The 22,961-nt window shown below is 58.6% G+C and carries 23 protein-coding genes; 2 read left to right on the forward strand and 21 right to left on the reverse strand.

The annotated features are described in order from the left end of the window. Positions 1-30: 30 nt before the first annotated feature. The 17 genes from QZS13_RS02905 to QZS13_RS02985 all read right to left on the reverse strand — a co-directional run bounded on the left by QZS13_RS02905 (position 31) and on the right by QZS13_RS02985 (position 14,764). Positions 31-1,155 carry an aminotransferase class V-fold PLP-dependent enzyme gene (locus tag QZS13_RS02905; RefSeq protein WP_295585267.1) on the reverse strand — a complete coding sequence of 375 codons (1,125 nt, stop codon included), beginning with the start codon at positions 1,153-1,155 and terminating at the stop codon, positions 31-33. Then, positions 1,152-1,403 (reverse strand): DUF3343 domain-containing protein, encoded by a 252-nt coding sequence (locus tag QZS13_RS02910; protein WP_295585269.1) that lies wholly within the window; start codon positions 1,401-1,403, stop codon positions 1,152-1,154. Before QZS13_RS02910 ends, QZS13_RS02905 begins: the two co-directional genes overlap by 4 nt. Positions 1,404-1,504: 101 nt before the next feature. Beyond that, the gene (ispF, locus tag QZS13_RS02915; RefSeq protein ID WP_295585271.1) at positions 1,505-1,987 is read right to left on the reverse strand and encodes a 2-C-methyl-D-erythritol 2,4-cyclodiphosphate synthase; all 483 of its coding nucleotides are present in this window, start codon (positions 1,985-1,987) and stop codon (positions 1,505-1,507) included. Then, the gene (gene ispD, locus QZS13_RS02920; protein ID WP_295585273.1) at positions 1,984-2,715 is read right to left on the reverse strand and encodes a 2-C-methyl-D-erythritol 4-phosphate cytidylyltransferase; all 732 of its coding nucleotides are present in this window, start codon (positions 2,713-2,715) and stop codon (positions 1,984-1,986) included. The genes ispF and ispD overlap by 4 nt, the downstream gene beginning before the upstream one ends. Before the next feature lie 26 nt (positions 2,716-2,741). Further along, on the reverse strand, positions 2,742-3,236 hold the full coding sequence (locus QZS13_RS02925; RefSeq protein WP_295585275.1) for a CarD family transcriptional regulator: 495 nt from the start codon (positions 3,234-3,236) through the stop codon (positions 2,742-2,744). A 194-nt stretch (positions 3,237-3,430) separates the two neighbouring features. Then, positions 3,431-4,777, reverse strand: a complete 1,347-nt coding sequence (locus QZS13_RS02930; RefSeq protein WP_295585277.1) for a butyryl-CoA:acetate CoA-transferase — start codon at positions 4,775-4,777, stop codon at positions 3,431-3,433. A gap of 176 nt (positions 4,778-4,953) precedes the next feature. Next, the gene (locus tag QZS13_RS02935; protein ID WP_295585280.1) at positions 4,954-6,903 is read right to left on the reverse strand and encodes a bifunctional 4-hydroxy-3-methylbut-2-enyl diphosphate reductase/30S ribosomal protein S1; all 1,950 of its coding nucleotides are present in this window, start codon (positions 6,901-6,903) and stop codon (positions 4,954-4,956) included. Then, positions 6,891-7,499 carry a 1-acyl-sn-glycerol-3-phosphate acyltransferase gene (locus QZS13_RS02940; protein ID WP_295585282.1) on the reverse strand — a complete coding sequence of 203 codons (609 nt, stop codon included), beginning with the start codon at positions 7,497-7,499 and terminating at the stop codon, positions 6,891-6,893. Before QZS13_RS02940 ends, QZS13_RS02935 begins: the two co-directional genes overlap by 13 nt. Beyond that, entirely contained in the window at positions 7,496-8,167 is a 672-nt protein-coding gene (gene cmk, locus QZS13_RS02945) for a (d)CMP kinase (protein WP_295585284.1), read from the reverse strand. The genes QZS13_RS02940 and cmk overlap by 4 nt, the downstream gene beginning before the upstream one ends. A gap of 23 nt (positions 8,168-8,190) precedes the next feature. Then, on the reverse strand, positions 8,191-9,429 hold the full coding sequence (locus QZS13_RS02950; protein WP_295585286.1) for an NAD(P)/FAD-dependent oxidoreductase: 1,239 nt from the start codon (positions 9,427-9,429) through the stop codon (positions 8,191-8,193). Beyond that, positions 9,422-10,288 carry a MurR/RpiR family transcriptional regulator gene (locus tag QZS13_RS02955; protein ID WP_295585288.1) on the reverse strand — a complete coding sequence of 289 codons (867 nt, stop codon included), beginning with the start codon at positions 10,286-10,288 and terminating at the stop codon, positions 9,422-9,424. Before QZS13_RS02955 ends, QZS13_RS02950 begins: the two co-directional genes overlap by 8 nt. Positions 10,289-10,457: 169 nt before the next feature. Then, a complete protein-coding gene (locus QZS13_RS02960) occupies positions 10,458-11,165 on the reverse strand; it encodes a pseudouridine synthase (protein ID WP_295585290.1) in 708 nt (235 codons plus the stop codon). A gap of 10 nt (positions 11,166-11,175) precedes the next feature. After that, a complete protein-coding gene (locus QZS13_RS02965; protein ID WP_295585292.1) occupies positions 11,176-12,276 on the reverse strand; it encodes a D-alanyl-D-alanine carboxypeptidase family protein in 1,101 nt (366 codons plus the stop codon). Positions 12,277-12,324: 48 nt separating this feature from the next. Beyond that, positions 12,325-12,726, reverse strand: coding sequence for a GerW family sporulation protein (gene ytfJ, locus QZS13_RS02970; protein ID WP_295585294.1), 402 nt, complete (start codon positions 12,724-12,726; stop codon positions 12,325-12,327). 18 nt (positions 12,727-12,744) lie between these two features. After that, positions 12,745-13,146 carry a DUF2953 domain-containing protein gene (locus tag QZS13_RS02975; protein WP_295585296.1) on the reverse strand — a complete coding sequence of 134 codons (402 nt, stop codon included), beginning with the start codon at positions 13,144-13,146 and terminating at the stop codon, positions 12,745-12,747. Between the two features lie 267 nt (positions 13,147-13,413). Then, positions 13,414-14,013: an SMC-Scp complex subunit ScpB gene (gene scpB, locus QZS13_RS02980; protein ID WP_295585315.1), complete on the reverse strand. Its 600-nt coding sequence runs from the start codon at positions 14,011-14,013 to the stop codon at positions 13,414-13,416. Between the two features lie 22 nt (positions 14,014-14,035). Further along, positions 14,036-14,764 (reverse strand): ScpA family protein, encoded by a 729-nt coding sequence (locus QZS13_RS02985; RefSeq protein WP_295585298.1) that lies wholly within the window; start codon positions 14,762-14,764, stop codon positions 14,036-14,038. A 419-nt stretch (positions 14,765-15,183) separates the two neighbouring features. On the opposite strand from QZS13_RS02985, the gene QZS13_RS02990 reads away from it, so the two are divergent. Together QZS13_RS02990 and QZS13_RS02995 are read left to right on the forward strand one after the other, a co-directional pair. Then, positions 15,184-16,536, forward strand: coding sequence for a GntP family permease (locus tag QZS13_RS02990; protein ID WP_295585300.1), 1,353 nt, complete (start codon positions 15,184-15,186; stop codon positions 16,534-16,536). A 41-nt stretch (positions 16,537-16,577) separates the two neighbouring features. Continuing rightward, positions 16,578-17,693, forward strand: coding sequence for an alanine racemase (locus QZS13_RS02995; RefSeq protein WP_295585302.1), 1,116 nt, complete (start codon positions 16,578-16,580; stop codon positions 17,691-17,693). A gap of 46 nt (positions 17,694-17,739) precedes the next feature. On the opposite strand, the gene QZS13_RS03000 is transcribed toward QZS13_RS02995, so the two are convergent. The 4 genes from QZS13_RS03000 to rpsB form a co-directional block, all read right to left on the reverse strand. Beyond that, positions 17,740-18,288 (reverse strand): cupin domain-containing protein, encoded by a 549-nt coding sequence (locus QZS13_RS03000; protein ID WP_295585304.1) that lies wholly within the window; start codon positions 18,286-18,288, stop codon positions 17,740-17,742. 117 nt (positions 18,289-18,405) lie between these two features. Continuing rightward, positions 18,406-20,565, reverse strand: coding sequence for an ATP-dependent helicase (locus tag QZS13_RS03005; protein ID WP_295585306.1), 2,160 nt, complete (start codon positions 20,563-20,565; stop codon positions 18,406-18,408). Positions 20,566-21,265: 700 nt separating this feature from the next. Continuing rightward, on the reverse strand, positions 21,266-22,183 hold the full coding sequence (gene tsf / locus QZS13_RS03010) for a translation elongation factor Ts (RefSeq protein ID WP_295585308.1): 918 nt from the start codon (positions 22,181-22,183) through the stop codon (positions 21,266-21,268). 54 nt (positions 22,184-22,237) lie between these two features. Further along, positions 22,238-22,961 (reverse strand): 30S ribosomal protein S2 (gene rpsB / locus QZS13_RS03015; protein ID WP_295585311.1); only part of this gene is annotated, 724 nt, incomplete at its 5' end.

The following is a 22,961-nucleotide window of genomic DNA, read 5'->3' on the forward strand; positions in this document are numbered from 1 at the left end:
CACAGGAAAATTCACGGTCTGTTCAGAAAATTACCCCAGGATCTGGCCCATGGCCTCCAAAAAGTGCTCCACCTCCCCGGCTGTGTTCCAGTGAGAAAAGCTCAGCCGGACGGTGCCGGTTTCCAGGGTACCTGCCTGGCGATGGGCCGCGGGGGCGCAGTGGAGTCCTGCCCGGACGGCAATGTCCCGCTGCCCCAATGCAGCGGCGATCTGCTCTACATCGCGGCCGGCAGCAGTAAAGGACAGCACACCGGCCTGACTTGCAAGATCGGGTCTTGCGTATACCTGCACGCCGGGCATGGACATAAGGCCCAGGGCGGCCTGCCGGGCCAGAACCCGCTCCTGATAGCAGATGTTTTCCGGCCCCACCCGGCGTACGAACCGCACACCGGCCAGAAGCCCTGCGATGCCGGGGACATTGTGGGTCCCGGCCTCCAGACGGTCCGGCAGGAACTCGGGCATTTGCTGCTGAATGGAAAGGCTTCCGGTCCCCCCCTCCATCAGCGGACGCACAGTGGTTCCCGGACCGCACAGCAGCACGCCGGTACCCTGGGGGCCGTAGAGGCCCTTGTGACCCGGCATGGCAATGAACGCGGCAGCCAGTGCCGCCTGGTCCAGGGCAAGGATCCCGGCGGACTGGGATGCGTCTACGATCAATGGTACGCCCCGGGCCCGGCACAGGGCCGCCACCTGCTCCACCGGCTGCACGTAGCCAAATACGTTGGACACATGGTTGCAGATGACGGCATCCACGCCCGGCACAATCAGATGTGCAAAGGCATCTGCGGTTTGTTCCGGATCGAAAAGCGGACCGGCCGCCACATCCACCCGGGCGCCCAGCGCGTGGAGGGGACGGGTAACCGCGTTGTGTTCGTAGCCGGAGATGACCGCGTGTCCGCCGGGCGGCACCAGACTTTTGATGGCAATGTTCAGGGCGTGGGTTGCGTTCATGGTGAATACCACTTGCTCCGGGCTTTCCAGGTGATAGAGTTCCGCCAATTCACTGCGGCAGGCAAACGCAGTATCCGCCGCCAGCATGGCGGAGCGGTATCCGCCCCGTCCCGGCGAGCTCATGGTGGCCATGGCCTCCCGGACCGCCTCGGTTACCTCCGGCGGCTTTTGGAAGGTCGTGGCGGCACTGTCCAGGTAGATCATGGGCGCACCTCCAGAAATGTGCCTTTTTGCGACAAAAATATTTGAACAGGGTCCAGCCGCTCCCTGTGCAGGACCTGCAGGGCGGATGCCAGATCGGATACGGAGAGTTCCACGGCGTAGGCGCAGCCCAGTTCGGTCAAGTCCCTGGGCGCACGATAGATCCGGCTGCGAATTCCCGCCTGGCCCAGGGCGCGCTGCATCCGCTGGGCATAGGTTACGGAGCGGGCGATAATCAGATAGTGCTCCACAGTTACGCCTCCTCTCCCCCCATCCTATGCGGGCGGTGGCTGTCTGTTCCCCCTGGAGCCGAGAAAAAGGGAGAGTCCGATTTCGGACTCTCCCGGATATTTCAGCGTTTTTCCAGCAGAACAACTGCGTGGGCGGCCATCCCGGAGCCGTCTCCGGTGAAACCCAGTCCCTCCTCCGTGGTGGCCTTGACGTTGACCTGCCAGGGATCAATGCCCAGCGCCGAGGCCAGATTCTCCTCCATCTGCCGGCGGTAGGGCCCCACCTTGGGCGCCTGGGCCAGCAGCACGGCGTCGATGTTGACCACGTCGTATCCGGCCTCGTCCAGCAGATGGGCTACATGGGAGAGCAGCTTCAGGCTGGAGATTCCGGCATAGGCCGGATCCGTGTCCGGAAACAGCTTTCCGATATCGCCCAGCCGGGCCGCGCCGGTGAGCGCGTCCATAATGGCGTGGGTCAGCACATCCGCGTCGGAGTGGCCCAGCAGTCCCTTTTCCCAGGGAATGTCCACGCCGCCCAGAATCAGACGGCGGTTTTCCGTCAGACGGTGCACATCGTACCCGTGCCCGATGCGAAGATTGGTCATTGCGCTTCCTCCCTGGCGTGTAAGATTGCCTCCGCCAGTATCAGATCGCCCGGCGTGGTGATTTTCAGATTGGACTCGTCTCCGTCGATCAGCAAAACCTGCTTGCCCAGCCGTTCCACGGCAGAACAATCGTCCGTAATGGGGATGTTCTGCTCCAGTGCGGACTGCAATGCCCCTTTGAGCAGGTCCGCCGTGAATACCTGGGGCGTCTGCACCGCCCGCAGACGGCTGCGGTCCAGCGTCCGCTCCACGATGCCGTCGGAGCCGGCTTCCTTGATGGTATCTTTTACCGCGACTGCCGGCGCTGCCGCGCCGCACCGCTCCGCCGCACGGATGACTGCATCGATCAGAGCCGGCGTGACCAGGGGACGTGCCCCGTCCTGCACGGCCAGCAGCTGCGTACCATCCCCTGCCTCCAGCGCGGCCAGCATAACCGAGTGGGCCCGGCTCTCTCCGCCCCGGATGACCTTGGCGCATTTGGTGATGCCATATGTACGGCACAGCTCCGCGATCTCCACAAGGTCAGATTCCCGCGTGGCTACGATGATCTCGTCCACCCGCTCCGCCTGCTCCAGCGCCTGCAGCGTGCGTGCCAGAACGGGGATGCCGTCCAGCGGCTGGAGCAGCTTGTTGACGCCGCCCATCCGGGTGGAACTGCCGGCTGCCGCCACCAGTGCGGCACAGCGGGGCCGGCGGGCATCCCGATGCTTTTTGAAAAATGGAAACATGAACTTCTACCCTTTCAAAATCATGGTCAGTGCGCCGCAGGCAGCTGCATCATGGCCTGGTCCAGGCGGGCTTCGATTTCATCATATGCTCCGTGCTCCGCCATAACGATCTCCGAGAGGAGAATCTGACGGGCGTTGTGCAGCATTTTCCGCTCTCCGGTGGACAGTCCCCGCTGGTGGTCACGGTGCATGAGCGCCTTGACCACCCGGGCAACCTCATAGAGGTCCCCGCTCTTCAGCCGTGCCATGTTCTCCCGATACCGCTTGTTCCAGTTGGTACAGCTCTCCACCTCCATGGTGGGGATGGCGCCCAGCAGCGTCTCCGCCTCCGGCTGAGAGATAATCTCGCGGATGCCGATGGCCTGGCTGTTGGCCACAGGGATTTTCAGAAGGAGTCCCCCCACCGGCATTTTGAACACATAGTAATCCTGCGCACTGCCTGCAATCTTTTCGCGTATAATCCCGTCGATGATGCCTGCTCCGTGCATGGGATGCACAACCAGATCCCCGATGCTGAACATGAACAAACCTTTCCTTTCCCGTCCAAGCGGGGCCGGGTAACCCGCTGTCTTGTTTACACCTCACAAAAACAAATAATTACTCACATGCAATTATAACCCTATAACTGTCAATTTACAAGCGTGATTTTGTATTGTTTGGCATAAAAATATACTGACGGTGCGAAAAACACCGTCAGTATATACAAAGCAGATGTTTACTTTTTGTTGGAACGGCGCCAAATATGCATTTTCTCTGCTGCGGCGATCAGCTCCTCGCGGAACTGAGGATGGGCCACGGAGATAATCGCCTCGGCGCGCTCCCAGGTGCTCAGGCCCTTCACATTCACCTTGCCGTACTCGGTTACCAGCCAGTGGAGGTTGGTACGGGTGGCGGTGATGACGGTGCCCTCCAGCATGGTGGGACGGATCCGGGACTTGAGCTCGCCGGTCTTCTTGTCCTTGAAGGAGGAAGAGCAGCAGATGAAGCTCTTGCCGCCCTTGGCGAGGTAAGCGCCCATGACGAAATCCTGCTGGCCGCCGGCACCGGAGATATGGCGGGTACCGGAAGATTCAGAGGACACCTGGCCGTAGAGGTCAATGTCCACCGCGCCGTTGATGGAGATGAAGTTATCGATCTGGGAGACGCGGGCAATGTCGTTGACATAGCTGACGGGTGCGGACATGCACTCGGGGTTGCCATCCAGGAAATCATAGAGCTTCTGGGTACCGGCGGCGAAGGCATAGGTCTGACGGCCCCGGTCAAAGGGCTTGCGCAGACCGGTGATGCGGCCAGCCTTGGACATGTCCACAAAGGCATCCACGTACATCTCGGTGTGGACACCCAGGTCCTTCAGATCGGATTCGGCGATCATCTTGCCGATGGCACTGGGCATGGAGCCGATGCCCAGCTGCAGGCAGGCACCGTCGGGGATCTCGGGCACCACCAGGTTGGCCACGGCCAGATCCACGTCGGAGGCCTCACCGGAGCCGCCCAGTTCGTCGATGGGAGGATTGTCCCCTTCCACAATCATGTCCACGTCGCTGATGTGGATGCAGTTGTCAAAGCCGCCGAAGCAGACGGGCATATTCTTGTTGACCTCGACGATGATGACCTTTGCCTTCTCACACATGGCCTTGAGGTGAGAGGCACTGGGACCGAAGTTGAACCAGCCGTGGGCATCCATGGGTGCCACCTGGAACATAGCCACATCAGTTTCACCGATGCAGTTGCGATAATAGCTGGGCAGCTCGGAATAGCGGATGGGTGCGAAATAGGCAAAGCCCTCGTTGATGGCCTTGCGCTCGATGCCGGACATATGCCAGGAGTTCCAAGTGAAGTGCTCAGCCACATTGGGCACGTCAAAGATTGCAGGGCGGCTGGTGAGGATGCCGCCGCGGAACTTGACGTCGGTCAGCTCCTCGCTGCGCTTGGCGAGCGCTTTATCCAGTGCCTTGGGGGTGCCGACACACCAGCCGTAATCCACCCAATCACCGGACTTGACCACCTTCACCGCTTCATCAGCGGTCTTGAGTTTCTGCTTGTACTCTTCCTGATAGCTCATGATAATCCTCCCGTATAAATGATGTCCTTGTATGATGTCTCAAGGGTTGTCATACTTCTGATTGTCAAGATTATAACATAGCTGTCGATGTATTGCAATGGAAAACGTGAAAAAAATCACAAAAATTTCAAAAAAAAGGGCAGACCCATGGGTCTGCCCTTTTTCAGTTCACGCGATTATTCCTCAACGGGCTCCTCAGCGGCAGGAGTCAGCAGAGCGCGGATGGACAGGGAGATCTTCTGCTTCTCCTCGTCGATGGCGGTGATCTTGGCATCCACCACCTGACCCTCGGACAGCACGTCCTCGGGCTTGTCGATCCGACGGTCAGCGATCTGAGAGATGTGGATCAGGCCGTCCACGCCGGGAACAACCTCAGCGAAAGCGCCGAAGCTCATCAGCTTGACGATACGGACAGAAGCCACGTCACCCACGCTGTACTTGTTCATGAACACATCCCAGGGATTGATGGTGCGGTCCTTCACGCCCAGGGAGATCTTGTGCTTTTCAGGATCGAAGGAGATGACATACACATCCAGGGTATCGCCCACCTTGCAGACCTCAGCGGGAGTCTTGATGCGGCTCCAGCTCAGCTCGGAGATATGTACCATACCATCCACACCGCCGATGTCCACGAACACGCCGTAGGAGGTCATGGACTTGACCGTGCCGGTGTAGTGCTTGCCCACCTCGATGGAAGCCCACAGAGCCTCCTGAGCGGCCTTACGGGCCTCGTCGGTGACGGAACGGATGGAACCGACCACCCGGCGACGGGCGCGGTTGACCTCGGTAATGCGCAGCTGCACCTTCTGCTTGATCATGGCGCTCAGGTCAGCGCCGCGGGGCTGACCGCTCTGGGAAGCGGGCACGAACACGCGCACGCCCTTGACGGACACCACGATGCCGCCCTTGTTCTCCTCGGTGACAGTGCCCTCGAGGATGGTCTTGTCCTCGACAGCCTGCTCAATGTTCTCCCAGACCTTCACAGCATCCAGGCGCTTCTTGCTGAGCTCGGCATAGCCCTCCACGTCGTTGACACGGACAATGTAGGTCTCGATCTCGTCGCCCACATGCACGATATCCTCCGGCTTGGCGGTGGGATCATCGGTCAGCTCGCTGAGCTTGATATAGGCGGCCTGCTTGGCGCCCACATCCACCTGGACCTCAGTGGGCGTGATGGCCGTGACGATACCGGTCACCTTCTCGCCTGTATTTAAAGTTTTGAAAGACTGATTCAGTAATTCCTCGAAGGACTCCTCTTTGCCCTCGGCCGCTTTGATTTCTTCGCTCATCGTTGCATATACCTCCTTAATGATGCCCGCAGGCGTGGAGGCACCGGCCGTAAGACCCGCAACAGAGCAATCAGTGAAAAAATCCGGCGAGAGCTCGTCCGCGCTTTCGATCTGAATCACGCGGGGGCATCTCTTCATGCAAATTTCCGTCAGATGCTTCGTATTGGCACTTTTACGGTCACCCACCACGACCATCACGTCCACCTTGCCGGCGATATCTGCCGCCTCCGATTGACGCTTGTGCGTAGCATTGCATATTGTATCAAATATTTTTACGTTTGTACACTCTTTTTTTAGAATTTCCCAAGAACTTTCAAAAAGTTTTTGGATGCAGGTGGTCTGAGCTACCACCGTCAAAGGGATTTCCCGGTTTTTGGGGTCCTCGGAAAGCCACGTTTTTACTGCCTCCGGCCCGTCAAAGACCAGCGCGTTGCGGCACCAGCTGGCAACGCCCACCACCTCCGGGTGGTGGGGTTCGCCGATGATAACGCTCCGGCGCCCTTCCTGCTCTGCCTGCGCCACCAGCTTTTGAATCCGGCAGACATTGGGACAGGTGGCATTGACACAGGAGACGCCCCGGCTTTCCAACTGATCGAGCACACTTTTGAGTTCCCCGTGGGAGCGGATGACTACCGTGTCCCCGGCTTTCAGGGAATCGGGATGATCGGCTTTTCGAATTCCTCTGCGGGCCAGGTCCTCCACCACATGAGTGTTATGGATGAGATCTCCCAGCATCCAGCAGCCGCCGGTCTCCTCCGCCGTCCGCTGGGCCAGCTCCACTGCCCGCTTCACACCGTAGCAGAAGCCGGCGCTCTGGGCAAGAATCACGTTCGGCATGTGGAATCCCCCTCTCCCAGTGCATAGGCCCGGTGCAGCACATCGTCGGCAATGGCCTGCACTTCTTCCGCCGTTCCGTGGCGGCCGGTGTAGGTGGGCCGGTAAGGCTCACCGAAGATGACGCGGGTCTTGTGAAACAGTCGCTTCTTCCCGTCCACGAACACCGGGACGAACTGGGCACCGGTCCGGATGCCGATCACGGCAACGCCGCCCTTGGCCCGGACGTCCCCCTCCTTCTCCACTCGGGTTCCCTCCGGAAAGATCAGGAGATTTTCCCCGTCCCGAATGGCCTTCAGGGCGGTTTTGATGGAATTGATGTCCGAATGCCCCCTGGCCACAGGGAACGCTCCCAGCCGCTCCACCGCCCCCCGCAGCACGGGGTAGCGGAACAAAGAGTCCTTGGCCATGGCCCGCAGGCCGTAGTCCATGGGCAGGCTGATAGCGATGAGCACCGGGTCCCAGTTGCTGCTGTGGTTGGCACAGAGCATGGCTCCGTGAGAGGGCAGGCGATCCCGGCCTTCAATCTGGAGCCGGAAGAGAAAATGGGACAAGGGCCGCATCACGGACCAGGCAAGTTTAAAAAACCAGTTATTCATACGCGCTCCTCAATGATTTTCAGCAGGGCTTCCCGGCTCTGGGCAAAGTCCAGCTCCGTGGTATCCAGCACCACCGCGTCCTCCGCCTGACGCAGAGGCGATGCGGACCGGTGCGTGTCGTTCCAGTCCCGCTGCTGGATATCTGCCAGAACCTTTTCATAGGGCTCCGGCGTCCCCCGCTGTTCCAGCTCCAGACAGCGGCGCCTGGCACGGGCTTCCGGTGAAGCAGTCAGAAAGACCTTCACCTGGGCTCCGGGAAGGACAACGGTCCCGATATCCCGTCCGTCCATAATGACGTTGTGGGTCCGGGCCAACGCCTGCTGCATATCCAGGAGAAAGGAGCGGACCTGTGGATAGGCGGAGACCACGGATGCACAGGCGGAGACCTGAGGCAGGCGAATCTCGGAAGTCACGTCCTCTCCGTTGAGATGCATATGCTGCAGTCCGTCCTCTCCGTAGGTAAGTTCCACCCGGATCTCCGGCAGGGCGGCGATCACCGCAGCCTGGTCGGCCGGATCAATCCCCCTGTGCAGCACATAGCAGGCAATCGTCCGGTAAATGGCGCCGGTATCCACATAGAGATAGCCCAGCGCAGCGGCGGCTTGTCGGGCCAGCGTGCTCTTTCCGGCGCCGGAGGGGCCGTCAATGGCAATGCTGATGGTTTGCATGGAATTTTTCTCTCCTGTCCAATTCAATTTTCGCTTCGCGCTGCGGCAATTCCCGCCGCACGCCCGGTTGCCCAGGCAATCTGCAGGTTGAAACCGCCGGTATAGGCATCTGCATCCAGGATTTCTCCTGCAAAGTACAGCCCCTTTACAATCTTTGATTCCATTGTGGTTGGGTTCACTTCAGATACTTTCACACCGCCTGATGTGACAATGGCGTCCGTCACCGGGCACAGTCCCGCAACAGCAATGGGCCAGTGCTTGAACAGATGGAGCAGCTCCCGGCGCTGTTCCCGGGTGATGGTGTTTACCTTACAGTGCGGATCAATGCCTGAAGCGGATACCATCTGGGGAATCATCTTCTGAGGCAGCAGATCGTTCAGGGCGTTGCAGAAATCGTGGTTGCAGTATTTTTCAAAGTCAGACAGCAGCCGGCGGTCCAGCTGTGCCTCGTCCAGTGCCGGCTTGAGATCGATTTCCAGGCGATAGTGCTTCTTGTCAAAATGGCGCATGTGGGCCGAAGCGGACAGAACCAGCGGACCGCTGACGCCGAAGTGAGTGAACACCAGCTCTCCCAGCTCCCGGAAGACTTTCTTATCATTTTCAAAGGCGGTCAGCGTGACGTTGCGCAGGCTGAGGCCCTGCATGGCGGCACAGGTGTTCCCCTGCTCCCGCAGCGGCACCAGGGAGCCCTGCAAGGGCGTAATGGTATGCCCTGCTGCGGCAGCCATCCGATGCCCCTCGCCGGTGGACCCGGTGGCGGGATAGGATACGCCGCCGGTGGCCAGAATCACGGCCTGTGCCGGATAGTCGCCACGCTCCCCCGCCGCGCCGGTCACAGTATCTTCCGCTGTGTGCAGTGCTGTGGCCCGGTCCTGTACCAGGCGAACGCCCAGAGCTTTCAGCCGCCTCTCCAACGCGGCGCTGATGTCAAAAGAGCGGTCACTGACGGGAAAGACCCGGTTGCCCCGCTCTGTCTTCAGCGGGACCCCGAGTCCCTCAAAAAACGCCATAGCATCCCGCCCATCAAAGTGAGAAAAGGCACTGTAAAGGAATTTTCCATTACGCGGTATATTGGCCATCAGCGTCTGCATATCCGCGTTGTTGGTGACATTGCAGCGGCCTTTCCCTGTGATATTGAGCTTCTTGCCCAGCCGTTCATTCGGCTCCAGCAGCGTTACGGCCGCGCCGCCCTCCGCCGCCCAGATGGCGGCCATCATACCGGCGGCACCTCCGCCGATTACCAGCACCTTTTTTTTACTCATCGTCCATTTTTCCAAACACGCCGTAGGCGTTCCAGATATCCTCCAATTCCGCGAAGGTACGGGAAGCGTCGGTTCCCATCCGTGCGCCCACTGCGATCAGCAGCGCATTGATCAAGGACAGCGGTGCCACCATGGAGTCCACAAACGAGAGCATCTCGCAGGGAGCCAGCAAGGCGGCGTCCGCCATCTGATATACTGGGGAGAGCTCGTTGTCGGTGATGGCAATGATGCCGGCACCGCGGTCCTGGGCAAATTTGACGGTGTTCATGGTGACTTTGGAATACCGTGGGAAACTGATGGCGATCATCACATCCTCCGGTCCGATGCGGAAGAGCTGCTCGAAGATCTCGCCGGCGGCATTGGACTGCACCAGCGTCACGTTTTCAAACAGCAGATGCAGATAGAAATTCAGATACCCTGCCACGAAGGAGGACGAACGCACTCCCAGAATGTAAGTATGCCGGGCGGACATGATCTTGTCCACCACCCGGTCAAACTCGCCCCGGTCGGCCTCCCCCACCATCATCCGCAGCTTGTCCATGTCCGACTGGACTACAGCGGAGAGAACATCGTGGCCGGAGAGCATGTCCCCTGCGGCCTGGATGCGCTGGGTAGAGGTCAGGCGGCTGCGGATCATCTCCTGCAGTGCCCGCTGCATGCTGGGGTATCCGTCGTAGCCCAGCTCGGAGGCGAACCGCACTACCGTGGACTCACTGACGCCCACCAAATGCCCCAGCTTGCTGGCGGTCATAAACGCCGCCTTGTCGTAATTTTCCAAAATGTAGCCGGCAATCCGCTTCTGGCCCTTGGAAAAGCCGGACATGTTGCTTTCAATGGTATGTAGAATACTCTTTGCCACGGGAATCTCCCTCCGTCAAGCCTGATGCGCGCGCTGTGCACAGACTGCGCCGCCCGGCAGCTATTGTACCACAAATTTCGCGGGATTCAAACCCGTTTTGCAAGCTTCCTGAAAAATCCTGCAATTTGCGGCATCATCCCGCAAAAGAGCCGCCTGCATGGCCGGAACATCACGGCTCCCGCAGGGACCGGACTTCCTCCTCGGTCAGATAGCGCCATTTTCCAAGGGGCAAGTCACCCAGTTCCAGCGTGTGCTCCCGGACCCGGCGCAGACGCTTGACTTTCAGATCACACCGGGCACACATGCGACGGATCTGCCGGTTTTTGCCCTCGTGAATGGTGATGGCGTATTCAGCAGTCTCTTTCCCCTGATGCAGTACCCGGACGTCTGCCGCCTGAATGGGCTCACCCCGCAGATCCCGGATGGCGGCAAGCTTTTCCGCGGCACCCTCCACCGGGCCATACACCCACACATGGTAGGTTTTTGAGATTTCGTGGCTGGGATGCAGCAGACGATGGGTCAGGGCGCCGTCGTTGGTCAGCAGCAGCAGCCCTTCGGAGTCCAGATCCAGACGCCCTACGGGATAGACCCGGACGCCGGCATCCGACACCAACTGTGCCACCGTGGGACGGCCCTGCTCATCGGAGAGCGTGGTCACGTAGCCACGGGGCTTGTTCAGCATCAGATAGACCAGGCGGGGCGCCGGGCGGATGGACACGCCGTCCACCCGGATATCGTCCTTTTCCGGATCTGCCTGCTGTCCGAGAACCGCCGGGCGGCCATTCACACTGACACGCCCGGCGAGAATATAACGCTCTGAGGCACGGCGGGAGCACACACCCGCTGCGGACAAGATCTTTTGCAGTCGTTCTTCCATTGGTTGCTCCTTATTCCGGCAAACCGGATTTCAGTGTGGCCATAGCTGGCTCCCAGACCGGCAGCACATCCTTGCCGCACAGCAGGGTTACCCGGCCTACCTCCTGCCCGTCCACGGAAAACACGGCTTCCCCCGCCGGGGTTCCGGCCAGGACAGGGGCGGTCAGCGGAGCGGTCAGGGTAATGTCGGTGGTGAGAGTCTCATCCGACGCCAGGGGCCAAGTGAAGCCGGAGGCGGCCACCAGCGGGATGACGGACTCCGAACCGCCGGAGACGGCGGCGCGGGTTACGACTTTCCCCAAAGAGGCGCAGCACACGGCGGGATAGTCGGAAAAGCCGTATTCCAGCAGCGCCTGGTGATCGGCCCAGTCGTTTCCGTCCTGCAATGTCACAGCCACGAGGCGCTGACCGTTCCGCTGAGCACAGCTGACCAGCGTGCGTCCGGCGGCCATGGTATAGCCTGTTTTCAGGCCGATGCACCCTTCCATGTATTGCAGGAGCTTATTGTGGTTGGTCATGGTGCGCCCGCCGATGGTCACGGATTTGGTGGAGGCAATGCGCACCAGTGTCTCATTATTTACGGCGGCACAGGCCAGACGAGCCATGTCCCGGGCGGTGGAGTAGTGATCAGGGTCATCCAGGCCATTGGGATTGGCAAAGGAGGAATTGCTCATCCCTAGTTGGGCGGCCGTCTCGTTCATCTGCCGGACGAATCCCTCCACACTGCCGCCTACATGCTGGGCAATGGCCACGGCGGCGTCATTGCCGGAGCACAGCAGCAGCCCGTAAAGCAGCGTCTCCAGCGTCAGCTCCTCCCCGGCCCGCAGATACATGGATGAGCCCTCTGTCCCGGCAGCTTCCGCAGATACAGTGACGGTATCCGTCAGATTGCCCTCCCGGATAGCGACCAGGGCAGTGAGGATTTTGGTGGTGCTGGCGATCAGCATCTTCGCGTCGGCGTTCTGCTCGTACAAAACCCGGCCGCTGTCCACGTCCATCAAAATTGCAGATGTGGCAGAAGTACTAACCGCCAATGACTGACAAGGAAAAATGCTGAACAGCAGTACAACTGCCATCATACTGAGGAACCAGCGCCGGAACAGCTTTTGCAAATCCATCACCTCGGATTGAACATCGAAAGTGATGGTAGTATACCCCGGTTACAGGTCAGAATGGTCCTGCTTTTTGTCGAAATATTTTTCCACTTTATCCATGATGTCCGGGACCATCTCCACCACACGGTCCACGGTGGACACCGGCGGAACCGCAACAGGCAGAACCCGGGTAGCGCCGTCCTTAATGACCAGGAAGGCCACCGGATCGATCTTGACACCGGCTGCGCTGCCGCCGCCGAAGTTCTCCTTGGGCGTGGTTTTGCCGTAGTCGCCGCCGCCGCTGCCGAAACCGAAACTTACCTTGGAGATGGGAATCAGCGTCACACCGTCAGGTGTGGTGATAGGCTGGCCGACGATGGTGTTGGTATCCACCATTTCCCGGATTTTCTCCATGGTGGCGCGCATCATATCGTTGAGCGGGGACTTTTTTTCCATCGGGTTATCCATAGTGTACCGTCCTTTCCATTACGCCGCAGGGGCCGTCTGCACGGGGCCCGGCTGCTGCTTTTGCTTCTTTGCGACAAATTTCATGACTGGTATGCCCACTCCGCCGGCGATCCATACCAGTGCCCCCAGGGACAGCGAAAGGGACAGCCGTCCCCGGAATACCGTCTTCGGTGCGTCAAAATCCACACCCAGGTGGATCTGAGGCTCCCGGATACAGATCAGCTGTTCCAGCGGCGGCATCAGCGTCCAGACGGCCATATGGAGCACACCGTACAGTTCAGCGGCTGCGGCCGGGTCCGATGCACCGCCGACGACCAGGGAGATCTCCAGCGGCGAAATGCGGATGCCCCGGCGGGTACGGGCCAGAGCTTTGCGCACAGGGGGCAGAAGTTCTGCTGCAGCCTCTCGAATTTCCCCCACAGATGGCCTTTGAACGGAACGGCGCTTTTTTTCAGGGGAATCCTGCCCGTCCACGGCCGCAGGCGCAGCCGGCTTTGCGGCTTTTTTAGGTGGATACAGCCGAAAATGAAACGGCCCCACACGACCATCCGCTGTGAAGGCGCGTTCGTCCCATGTCAGGCGGACACCCAGACGGACCTGCAGGAGCAGCACAGCCACCAAGACCAATATGCCCAAAATGACAAAAAAACACGCCAAGGCATCCACCTCCCCTGCCGCGTGTGTATTTCAGGATTCTGACGATTCCTGCGCCGTTTCTTCCCCGGCGCCGCCTATGATCTGTCCGCTTTCGTCCAGGCGCATCTGACCGTCGCCGCTCAACTCCGGCATCTCCGGAAGATCGTCCAGGCTGCTCAGGTGAAATGCCCGGAGAAACTGACGGGTAGTACGATAGAGATGGGGCCTGCCCGGAACCTGAAGCCGACCGCACTCCTCAATAAGTTTTCGATCCTGCAAAAGACCGATGGTATAAGCGCTGTCCACGCCCCGGATCTGGTCCACAAAGGCTCGGGTCGTGGGCTGGTAATATGCGATAATGGTCAGCACTTCCAGCGCGGGCTGACTGAGCTTGGCTGGCTTGCGGATCTCGAAAGCGCGGCGGATAACGTCGGCGTATTCCGGCGCCGAGCACAGCTGCCAGCTGTCTTCAATCCGCAAAAGACGCATGCCACGCCGCTCATAGGAATAATAATCCATCAGGCGCTGCAGTACCTGCTCCGCCGTGGCGCGGTCCAGCTCCAGGGCCACGCAGATCCGCTCCGTCTGCACCGGTTCTCCGGAGGCGAAGAGGATGCTCTCCACGGCGGACTCGATTTCTTTCATTTCCATGGCTTCCAACTTCGATAGCTCCTTACAGTTTCAGATGCTCCGGGACTTCCCCGGCCTGCCGTACCGTGCAGTCCGTCTCCGATCCGGCCAGGCGGATGACACTGGCGCGGCACAGTTCCAGCACGGCCAGAAAGGTGGCAACGATCTCGCTGCGGCTCCGGCTTCCCCGGAACAGCAGCAAAAAGCGGGTGATGCCATGCTGGCCCAGCCGACGCAGGATCTCCTTGGCCTTATTCTCCACGGGATAGGGCTCATGGCGGACGATCTCGTCAAACGCGGTGCGGGGCGGCGGGAGCGCCTGCTTTGCGCGGCTGCGGATTTCCGCCATGGCCAGGATCAGGTCAGCCGGCTCCTGGCTGTATTCGTAGATTTTCCCACGCTGTACCGGCTCCGGGTTGCGGGTGAGGATATTTCGCCCAAACTCGCCCAGAGGCTCCAGCCGCTGCGCCATGCCCTTGATCCGGCTGTAATTTTCATTCCGGCGCCGCTCCTCCAGGGACTGGATCAGAGCGTCCATCTCACTTTTTGCCTCTTCATCCTCCATGGAGAGCAGCATCCGGGTCTTGATGTACATCAGATGGGAGGCCATGGCCACAAATTCACTGGCGACCTCCAGGTCCATCCGCTGACGGGCCTCCAGCCACTCCAGATACTGATCCAGAATCTGAGAGATGGAAATATCCTGGATTTCCATCTTATTTTTGCCCAAAAGATAGAGGATCAAGTCCAGCGGGCCCTCAAAATCCTGCATTTCCTCCTGGGAGCGGGTACGAACCACTTTTTCCAATTTAAAAACAGGATTTTCCAACCACGACACCTCAAACCGGAAAATTTCCCTACTGGATGCAAAAACCCAATATATAGAGTTATTATATCAGGCTTTCCCACCAAATACAAGGAAAAAACACCGTACAACCGTTGAGTACAGGCTTTTGCTGTCCGGCCAGTGGAAAAACGCAGGGAATGACCATTTTGCACAGAAAGAAGAAACAAACTTTGGTAATTTAATGGTATTTTATTTTGCGCATTGACATTTTCTTTTCATGCGAATAGAATCCAGATAAAGAAATGTTGTTAAATTATTTTAATAACATTTTATGTGTTGCAACACAGAATCTCCCATTGCTTTTGGCATGCCTTCCAGTTCAATCACAAAAGGAGGAAACGCATATGAGTTCAGCCTACATCATCGTATGTATCGTAGTTGCCATTGCACTGCTCGTATTTTTGACGGTTAAAGTCAAACTGCATCCCTTCTTTGCACTGACGGCCTCGGCAATTGCATTCGGGCTGCTGATCGGCCATAATATCAATGACATCATGACCTCCTACGCGGAGGGCCTCGGCTCCACCATTTCCGGCATCGGCGTCGTGATCGCAATCGGCACGGTCATGGGCGCGTTGATGGAGAAAAGCGGCGGCGCGGAGACGATGGCCGATGCCATCTTGCGCCTGACGGGAAAGAAACACGCTGCCCTGGGACTGGCTATTACAGGCTACTTTGTCTCCATTCCCGTTTTCTGCGACTCGGCCTTCGTGCTGCTCTCCCCTCTGGCAAAGCGGATGTCCCGGGACACAGGGACCAGCATGACAACCATGGCTGTGGCATTGGCCATGGGACTGCACGCAACCCACATGCTGGTGCCGCCTACGCCGGGGCCTCTGTCTGTGGCGGGCATTTTGGGCGCGGACCTGGGCATGGTGATTCTCCTGGGCATGGTGGTGTCCATTCCGGTTGTGGCGGTTGCGCTTCTGGCCGGCAAGGCGCTCGGCAAAAAGTACGCCTTTTTGCCGGAGGAACTGGCAATTGAGACGGAAGAGGACAAACAGAAGAAGCACCCCGGGTCCGTGGAGGCGTTTTTGCCCATCCTGGTCCCCATTGCGCTGATGCTGCTGCGTACGGTGGCCACGCTGGAGTCTGCTCCTTTCGGAGCGGGCTTCGCCTACCAGGCGCTGTACGCGCTGGGCAACACGGATGTGGCGCTCCTCATCGGCCTGGTCATCGCCTTTATTACGTACAGACGGGTCCATCCGGAGGACCACAAGGTGTGGACCTTTGACGGCGAAGTGGGCGATGCGCTGAAGACGGCGGGACAGATCGTGCTGATCGTCGGTGCCGGCGGCGCATTTGCCACGGTTTTGAAGACGTCGGATCTAGAAACCATCGTCACGCAGACGTTCTCCGGCGTCTCGCTGGGAATTCTGGTTCCATTCATCATCGGCGCCATTTTCCGTACGGCCATCGGCTCCGGCACAGTGGGCATGATTACAGCGGCGTCCATGCTGCTTCCCCTGGTGGACGTACTGGGCTTCAACAGCCCCATTGGCCTGGTTATTGCCATGCTGGCCTGTGCTTCCGGCGGATTCATGGTCTTCCATGGAAACGACGATTTCTTCTGGGTTGTTACGTCCACATCCGGCATGAAGCCGGAGGTGGCCTACAAGGTATTCCCCATTATCAGCGTTTTGCAGGCAGTGACCTCGCTTGTCTGCGTCTTTATTCTGCAGATGATCTTCCTGTAACATTCAGAACATGCGGATAAAAAATGGAAAGGATGAGTATCATGACCATCAACGAACTCTATACCCCCGCAATTTTGCTGAATCTGGATTACATGGAGCACAACCTGAAAAAGTACTGTGACGCCGCCGCGGCCCACGGCAAGCAGATTTGGCCCATGATCAAGACCCACAAGAGCACGGAGCTGGCCCGTCTCCAGACCCAGTACGGCTGCACCGGATTTTTGTGCGGCACGCTGGACGAGGCAGAGGCCATGGCCGCAGACGGCGTGCAGAACATTATGTATGCATATCCGGTAGCCACGGACGTGTCCATCGGCCGGGTAGTGAATCTGGCCAAGCGGTGTGCCAATTTCATCATCCGCATCGATGGTCTGGATGCAGCGCGCGCCATTGACGCCGGTGCCGGAGCGGCAGGCGTGCACGTCAACTACACCATCATCATCGACAGCGGACTGCATCGCTTCGGCGTGAAGCCCGAGCAGGCACTGGCGTTTGCAGATGCGATGAAGCAGTTTGAGAACCTGGTGTTCAAGGGAATTTCCACCCATCCCGGCCATGTGTACGGCGCAGCCTGCGAGGCAGACGTGGCGCAGTATGTGGAAGACGAGCGGAGGAGTGTCGCGGTGGCGGCAGATGCCCTGCGGGGTGCCGGCTATTCGCTGGAGATCATCTCCAGCGGTTCCACCCCCACCTTCTGGGGGGCTCTGGAGGACGAGAACATCGGCATCTATCACCCCGGCAACTACATCTTCAACGACGCTATCCAGCTTTCCACCAATACGGCCGCCGAGGACGAGTGCGCGCTGTATGTGCTGGCATCCGTGATTTCCCACCCCAGTGAGGATCTCTATATCTGTGACGCCGGCGCCAAGTGCCTGGGCCTGGATCAGGGTGCTCACGGCAACACCTCCATCAAGGGATTCGGTGTCGTCAAGGGACATCCGGAGCTGACGGTGTACAGCCTCTCTGAGGAAGTCGGAAAGTTCCACCTGGAGGGCAAGACCGATTTGAAGGTGGGCGACAAGGTACTTATCATTCCCAACCACTCCTGCTCCACCGCAAACCTGACCAGCTACTTTGTGGGGGTGCGAGGAGAGACGGTGGACCATCTTGTGGAGGTGGACATCCGCGGCAATTCCACGAAGAAAAACGCCTGATCGGACAAAAAAGCTGCCGAAGCAGATGCTTCGGCAGCTTTTCTTTTTAAAAATCCGGAGGCGAGACAGCGAAAATCAGAACGCAGCTCTCACGGCCGGGATTTCTCCAGCAGTGCTTGATGCCGCTTTTAATCCGCACACTGTCGCCGGCATGGAGCAGGCAGGTTTCCTCTTCCATCATCAGCTCAATGCTCCCCTGCTGTACCAGCGCCACCTCTTCTCCGGCGTGGCTGCGGAGTTGGGCGCAGGACTGCTTTCCCGGAGAGAGGGTCAGCTGCATCATCTCCAGCGAACCGTTGGTGTCGGGGGTCAGCATCTCGTATTCTACGCCGAATTCAATGATGCGCTTGCGCTCCTGCAGCCGCACCACCTCGTTTTGAACATTTACATCGTCCAGGAAAAAACGAAACATGGGCTCATCTAAAGCAGCGGAAAGCTGGCGGATGGTATTGAGGGAGGGATTGGCCTGTCCCCGCTCGATCTGGCTGAGCATGGAGGGCGTGATCTGCGCCTTGGCGGCCAGCTCCTTTACCGTCAGGCTCCGGGCAGTGCGGTAGGCCTTGATTCTTTGTCCGATTTGGATAGCATAGTCCATATTGGGTGGTCCCTTTCACAGTCTGCGGGTTCAGTACGAATGTTTCATATTATAGCAGTTTCTGTCAGCTGTTGCAAGGGCTCCGCACCTGGGAAATCCACGAACGGCGCACACGCCTCAAGGAGTCAGCGGCTCCAGCTTCGCCCGGAAGGAAATCGTCCGGGGCGTCTCCATCTCATCAAACTGCACCACATGGCCCCCTTTGTCCAAGTCCACGTCCACTACTGTTCCCGGGCCGAACGCAGCGTGCCGCACCCGCTGTCCGATGGGGAGAATCCGATTATCGTCCCGCTCCGGCAGGGCCCGGAAGCTGCGGGCAATCTGGTCGGCGGCCTCCCGGAGGAGGCCCTCCTGGGGCGGCTGCGGGAAATACAGCTGCTCCGGGCCTATATCCAGAATGAAGCGGGAGGGGTAACGGGAGGAACCGTCAAAGTTGCGGCCATCGGCCTGAGACAGATACAGACGCTTTTCCGCCCGGGTTAGCGCAACAAACGCCAGACGCCGCTCCTCCTCCATCCCCTGGCGGGTTCGAATCTTTCTGGAGGGAAAAATCCCCTCACTCATGCCGCAGAGGAACACATAGGGAAATTCCAGGCCCTTGGCGGCATGCACAGTCATCAAACGCACTTTGTCCTCTGCTCCTGCGGCGTCGGAATTGATAAAGAGCGCGACATGGCTCAGGTAGTGTTCCAGCGTCACTTCTTCCCCGCAGGTGGTCTCGTATTCATAGACAGACTGCTTCAGCTCCGCCAGGTTGTCCAGCCGCTCCTGACTGCCCTCGGTGCGCAGCATTTTCTCGTAGCCGCTGTCGTTTAAAAGGGCGGACAGGATCTCAGACACCGGGCGGCCCTCACAGCCGGAGGAAAACCGCTCGATGAGCGCCGCGAACCGGGCCGCGCCGGTCCCCTTCAAAAGCGGATCATCCAGATTGTCCCGCAGGGCCTGATAGAGGGTGCAGCCGTGCTGCGCCGCGTATTCTTCCAGAAACGCCATACGGCGCTTGCCCAGATTCCGCTTGGGAACATTGGCAATGCGCCGGAAAGAGAGATCGTCCCGGTAGACGATCATACGCAGGTAGCTGAGGGCGTCCTTTACCTCTGCCCGGCCGAAAAACTGGACGCCGCTGTATATAGTATAGGGAATTTTCTGCCGCAGCAGGGCCTCCTCCACAGCCCGGGACACATAGTGCGCCCGGTAGAGGACGGTCATGTCCCCATAGGCGGTGCCGCTTTCGTGCAGGTGCTTCATCTCCCCTGCCATCCAGTCTGCCTCCGCTTCCTGTGTGGACGCCAGACAGCATTCCACCGGCTCACCGCCCGGCAGCGTGGCCAGCAGATCCTTCGGAATACGCTGCGTGTTCTTGGCAATCAATGCGTTGGCGGCGGAGAGAATCTCCGGTGTAGAACGGTAATTTTCCATCATCAGGATGGTTTGGGTGCCGGGAAATCGCTGGTCAAAGTCCAGCAGGTATCGAACGTCGGCACCGCGCCAGGTATAGATGGTCTGGTCCGGATCTCCCACAATGAAGAGGTTTTTGTGGTAGCCGCACAGCACCTCCATCAGCCGATATTGCAGCGCGTCGATGTCCTGGAACTCATCGATCATGATATATTCCAGCCGCTTTTGCCACTTGAGCCGGATGGACGCTTCCTGTTCAAAAATGTACAGGGAAAACTTGATAAGATCGTTGTAGTCCAGGCCGAAGCACTTTTTCTCCTGATAGAGATATCCGTAGAAAATGATATCTCCTGCTTCGGTGGCCTGGTCGTATTTCTCCCGCAGCGTCTCCAGCGAAAAAGTAATCATGTCCAGATAGTACTCCGGCTCTTTGATCAGCTTCCGCACCTCGATCATGTCCCGGGCGGCGGAAAATGTCATGTCCCGCAGGCTCAGGCCCCGCTCCTCGTAGATCAGCTGCAGCATAGCGTCAATATCGCTGTTGTCCAGTACCAGGAAGCTTTTCGGATACCCCACGGCGTGGCTGTCCTCCTGCAGAATGGAGACGCAGAAGCCGTGGAAGGTATTGATGTAGCCTGTATCACTGTCGCCGGTCAGGCGGCGGATTCGCTGGCGCATCTCCGCAGCGGATTTATTGGTGAACGTGACGCAAAGGATATTGCCCGGCAGGATCCCCAGATCGTTTACCAGATAGGCGAACCGGCGGCTGAGGGCCCGGGTCTTGCCGGAGCCGGCGCCGGCGATGACCCGGACGAAGCCCTCTGTGGTTGTCACCGCCTTGCGCTGGGCGGGGTTGAGCGTTTGCAGCAGGTCCTCCATGGGAACGCCTCCTTGATCGAACGTTTGTTTTTATTATAGCATGCTCTCCAGTACAGCTCAACAAAAAAAGAGCCCCGGGGAAACAATTCCTCGGGACTCCTTTTGAAGTCGTTTTTATCGGGATAAGATCAAGTATCGCTGTTACTCTGAAAAAGAGCAGTCTGTTACCAACTTTGGCAGCTTCAAAACCATGTCTGGAAGCTCCACACAACGCCCGCCATGCCGTCGCCTTCGCATTTAATATAGGGAATTCTCCATCAATGGGTCCACCCAGGAGCCTTCTATCATTGCGGAAACCCCTGCAAACACAGGGATTTCAGGGATTGTAGGAGTCGCCTGCATGCTGCCGGAGAAAACGACAAAAGGACCCGAGGTAACACAATTTACCTCGGGTCCTCTCTATCGTCGCTTGCTATTTTTGGGTACTATTGTACCGTTTTTTCAGGAACAGTGATATCAAGCTCTGTGATCGTCCTTCTGAAAACCGTCGCCTGTCCCACGAAAACGGTCTTCTCGGCCGAACCTCACGCTTCCCCACAAAACACTCCAAAAAGTTATTAGAAGTGAAAATTAGAGGCAATATCGAGGCTCCATGTGTGAAAACAATAAAAAAAGAGCCCCGGGGAAACAATTCCTCGGGACTCTCTCTGAGTCGATTTTTATTGGACAATGAGCGTTTTTCGAGTGGACAAGCTCAAGCTCAGCCCTTCACCATAGAGGCGATCTCAGCGGCAAAGTTCTCCTGCTTCTTCTCGATGCCCTCGCCCTTTTCAAAGCGAACGGCATTCTTGAAGGTGATGGTACCGCCCAAAGCCTTGGCAGCAGAGGCGATATACTTCTCCACGGTCATGGAGTTGTCCTTCACGAACTCCTGCTGCAGCAGGCAGTTTTCCGCATAGAACTTGTTCATCTTGCCCATGACGATCTTCTCACGCACCTGCTCGGGCTTGCTGGCCATCTTGGGATCGTTGGCCATCTGGACCATCATGATCTTCTTCTCCTCGTCCAGCACGTCCTGGGTGACCTGAGTCTTATCCCAGAAACGGGGGTTCAGAGCGGCGATCTGCATGGCGACATCCTTGCCGACCTCTTCCACCTGCTCAGCAGACAGATTGGTCTCCAGGTTCACCAGCACGCCGATCTTGCCGCCGGCATGCACGTAAGCCACGGACACGCCGCCATCGAAACGGGCGAAACGACGCACCTTGATGTTCTCGCCGATAACCAGAACCATCTCCTGCTGCTGCTGGAGAACGGTCAGGTCGGAGCCATCGTACTTGCACTCCATCAGAGCGTCCATGTCGGCGGGAGCCTCCTTGGCCACGGTAGCGGCCACGCCCTTGACGAAGTTGACAAACTTCTCGTTCTTGCCCACGAAGTCGGTCTCGGCATTGACCTCGACCACAACGCCCACACCGTCGATAACGGCGGCATAGGCCATACCCTCGGCGGCAATGCGGCCGGCCTTCTTGGCGGAGGCGGCCATGCCCTTTTCGCGCAGCCACTCCACGGCCTTATCCATATCGCCGTCGGAAGCGGTCAGCGCCTTCTTGCAATCCATCATGCCCACGCCGGTCATTTCGCGCAGGGTCTTCACATCAGCTGCGGTAAAAGCCATTTTACTTTTCCTCCAATATCGTTGATCAGATGGGCGATTTGCCCGTCCGGCAGATTACTCGGCGTCCTCGGCCTTCTCAGCGGCAGCCTCGGCGGTCTGCTCGCCCTGCTTGCCCTCCAGCACAGCGTTGGCCATGATGGAAGAGATCAGCTTGATGGCGCGGATAGCGTCATCGTTGCCGGGAATGACGTAATCGATCTCGTCGGGATCGCAGTTGGTATCGGCAATGGCAACAACGGGGATGCCCAGCTTGTGAGCCTCAGCGATGGCGTTGCGCTCCTTGCGGGTGTCCACGATGAACAGAGCGCCGGGGAGCTTCTTCATTTCCTTCACGCCGCCCAGGTACTTCTCCAGCTTGGCGATCTCGCCCATGTGCTTCATGACTTCCTTCTTGGGCAGCATGTCGAAGGTGCCGTCGGCCTGCATGTTCTTCAGCTGGGTCAGACGGTCCACGCGGGTGCGCATGGTCTTGAAGTTGGTCATCATGCCGCCCAGCCAGCGGGCGTTGACATAGTACTGGCCGCAACGGGTAGCCTCCTCACGGATGGCCTCCTGAGCCTGCTTCTTGGTACCAACGAACAGCAGAGTCTGGCCGTTCTCGCTGAGCTGACGGACGAAGTTGTAGGCTTCCTCCAGCTTGCGGACAGTCTTCTGCAGGTCAACGATATAGATGCCGTTGCGCTCGGTGTAGATATAGGGAGCCATCTTGGGGTTCCAGCGGCGGGTCTGGTGACCGAAGTGGACGCCCGCCTCCAGCAGGGCCTTCATGGATACGACG

Source organism: uncultured Oscillibacter sp. (assembly GCF_900546705.1).
Classification (GTDB): domain Bacteria; phylum Bacillota; class Clostridia; order Oscillospirales; family Oscillospiraceae; genus Oscillibacter.